This window comes from Plasticicumulans sp. (assembly GCF_035331805.1).
Taxonomy (GTDB): domain Bacteria; phylum Pseudomonadota; class Gammaproteobacteria; order Competibacterales; family Competibacteraceae; genus Plasticicumulans.
This window is the reverse complement of record NZ_DAOLKE010000353.1, coordinates 1-3,454: the sequence shown is the minus strand read 5'-3', so window position 1 is coordinate 3,454 and position 3,454 is coordinate 1. Positions and strand designations below refer to the sequence as shown.

Genomic DNA, 3,454 nt, shown 5'->3' with positions numbered 1-3,454 from the left:
AGGCCAGCGCGCCGGCGGCGGAGCGGCATGAGCGGCGCGGACTCAGGCCGCCCGCGCGCTGGCCTGCGGCCGGCGCCAGACGCCGAGGCGCTCATCGAGGCGCCCGCGCATTTCGGCCAGCGCCCTGGCCTTGACGTGGCCGAAGCCCCGGACCTGACCGTGCAGCCCGGCGATCTCGACGGCGAGCGTCAGGCGCTCCCGGCTCAGCCCGCCCAGCAGTTCGTCGACGAGCTGTTCGTACTCGCCGATCAGCCGGCGCTCGCCGCGCCGTTCGGCGGTCCAGCCGAAGGGATCGAGCCAGGTGCCGCGCAGCCTCCGGCCCTGCGCGAGCCAGCCGAACACGCGCATCAGCCACGGCCCGAAGGTCTGCTTCACCGGCAGGCCGGTGTGCGGATCGCGCTTCGCGAACAGCGGTGGCGCGAGGTGGAAACCGAGCGTGTAGCCGGGCTCGAACACGGCATCGAGGCTGGCGCGGAAGCCGGCATCGACGTACAGGCGCGCGACCTCGTATTCGTCCTTGTAACTCATGAGCCGGAACAGCACCTGCGCGACGGTCCTCGTCAGCGTCTCGCTGCCGAGGCCGGCTTCGGCGCTGCGCACGCGAGCGACGAGGTCGCGGTAGCGCGCGGCCCAGTCCGCATCCTGGTATTCGCCGAGAAAGGCCGCACGCTGTCCGATCCACTCGTCGAGCGTCGGCGCGCGCTTCAGCTCGCTGACCGCCGCCGGCAGCGCGCGCCGGCGCACCGCAGCCTCGTCGATCGCGGCGCGCCGCCCCCACAGGAACGCGGCCCGGTTGGCCTCGGCCGCCGCGCCGTTGAGCTCGATCGCGCGCAGGATCGCCTCCCCCGACAGCGGCACGCGCCCGCGCTGCCAGGCGAAGCCGAGCAGGAACAGGTTGCTCGCCAGCGCATCGCCGAACAGGCCGGTGGCGAGCGCGGTCGCATCGATGAACTCGGCATCGCCGGCGGCCTCGCGGATCGCCGTGCGCATGGCCTCGTCCGGGAAGTTCAGGTCCGGCTCGCGCACGAAGCGCGCCGGCATCGCCTGATGGGCATTGATGATCGCGTGCGAGTGCTGCGGATCGAGTTTGGAGAGCGCCTCGCTGCCGGCGGCGACGACGTAGTCGCAGCCGAGCAGCAGCCGGGCGCCGCCGGCGGCGATGCGCACGGCGTGGATGGCTTCGGGCTGCGCGGCGATGCGCACGTGCGAGACCACGGCGCCGTACTTCTGCGCGAGCCCGGTCATGTCGAGCACGCTCACACCCTTGCCTTCGAGGTGCGCGGCCATGCCGAGCAGCGCGCCGATGGTCACGACACCGGTGCCGCCGACGCCGGTGATGACGATGCCCCAGGGCTCGGTGAGCGCCGGCAGGCCGGGTTCGGGCAGCGCCAGCGACCAGTCATCGGCCGCCAGCGCCGTGCGGTTGCCGCGGAGCTTCGCGCCGTGCACGGTCACGAAGCTCGGGCAGAAGCCGTTCAGGCAGGAGTAGTCCTTGTTGCAGTTCGACTGGTCGATCGCGCGCTTGCGACCGAATCCGGTCTCGAGCGGCACGACCGACAGGCAGTTCGACTGCACGCTGCAGTCGCCGCAGCCCTCGCAGACCGCCGCGTTGATGAACACCCGCCGCGGCGGATCCGGCATCAGCCCGCGCTTGCGCCGGCGGCGCTTCTCGGCCGCGCAGGTCTGGTCGTAGATCAGCACGCTGGTGCCGGGCACGCTGCGCAGCTCGCGCTGCAGCGCATCGAGCGCATCGCGGTGGTGGAAGGTGACCCCGTCGGCGAAGGCACCGCGGTTGCGGTACTTGCCGGGCTCGTCGGAGACCACGGCGAGGCGGCGCACGCCCTCGCCGTATAGCTGGTGCGTGATCTGCGCGACGCTCAGCGAGCCGTCGACGTGCTGGCCGCCGGTCATCGCGACCGCATCGTTGTAGAGGATCTTGTAGGTGATGTTGACCTGCGCGGCGATCGCGGCGCGGATCGCGAGCAGGCCCGAGTGGAAGTAGGTGCCGTCGCCGAGGTTCTGGAACACGTGCGGCGTGTCGGTGAACGGCGCCTGCCCGATCCAGGTCACGCCCTCCCCGCCCATCTGCGTGAAGGTGTCGGTCGCACGGTCCATCCACGTGACCATGTAGTGACAGCCGATGCCGGCCATCGCCCGGCTGCCTTCGGGCACGCGCGTCGAGGTGTTGTGCGGGCAGCCCGAGCAGAAGTGCGGCACGCGATCGAGCGTCGGCCGCGGTTTCGCGAGCGCGGCCTCCTTCGCCTCCAGGAAGGCCAGCCGCTGCTCGATGCGCTTCGAGGTGTAGAAGCGCCCGATGCGCCGCGCGATCACGCGCGCGATCTGCGCCGGCGTCAGCTCGCCGGTCGAGGGCAGGATCCATTCGCGCTGCTCGTCGAACTTGCCGATCACGCGCGGGCGCACGTCCTCGCGCCAGTTGTAGAGCTGCTCCTTGAACTGGTTCTCGATGACCGCGCGCTTTTCCTCGACGACCAGGATCTCCTCCAGCCCCTGCGCAAACGCGCGCACGCCGTCGCGCTCCAGCGGCCAGCTCATGCCGACCTTGTAGACGCGCAGGCCGATGCGCCCGGCCTCGGCCGCGTCGATGCCGAGATCATCGAGCGCCTGCATCACGTCGAGATAGCTCTTGCCGGTCGTGACGATGCCGAAGCGCGGCGCGTCGCTGTCGAGCACGATGCGATCGAGCCGGTTGGCGCGCACGAAGGCGAGCGCCGCGTACAGCCGGTACTTCTGGTGGATGAACTCCTGCTCCAGCGGCCGGGTCGGCCAGCGCCCGTGCACGCCCTCGGGCGGGAATTCAAAGCCCTCCGGCAGCACGATGTGCATGCGCTCCGGATCGACGGTGACGCTCGCCGACGAGTCGACCGTCTCGGCGATGGTCTTCATCGCCACCCAGGCGCCGCAGTAGCGCGACAGCTCCCAGCCGAACACACCGAGATCGAGGATCTCCTGCACGCCGGCCGGATTCAGCACCGGGATCATCGCGTCCATGAACGCGTATTCGCTCTGGTGCGGCAGCGTCGAGGACTTCGAGGCGTGATCGTCGCCGGCGATCGCGAGCACGCCGCCCTTGGCGGCGCTGCCGAACAGGTTGCCGTGCTTGAACACGTCGCCGGAACGGTCGACCCCCGGCCCCTTGCCGTACCACATCGCGAACACGCCCTCGTGCTTCGCGCCCGGAAACAGCCCGACCTGCTGCGTGCCCCAGACCGCGGTCGCGGCCAGATCCTCGTTCAGCCCGGGCTTGAACACGATGCCGTCGCGTTCCAGAAACCGCTTCGCGCCCCAGAGCGCCTGATCGAGGCCGCCGAGCGGCGAGCCGCGGTAGCCGGAGACGAAGCCGGCGGTGTTCAGGCCGTGCAGGCGGTCGCGGGCGCGCTGCATCAGCAGCAGGCGCACCAGGGCCTGGGTGCCGTTCAGATACACGCGCCCCGAT

General features: G+C 71.0%; 1 protein-coding gene. It reads right to left on the bottom strand.

The genetic code is table 11. The annotated features are described in order from the left end of the window. Positions 1-42: 42 nt before the first annotated feature. The coding region (locus tag PKE44_RS16650) for an indolepyruvate ferredoxin oxidoreductase family protein (protein ID WP_324553480.1) at positions 43-3,454 on the bottom strand (3,412 nt) is incomplete at its 5' end.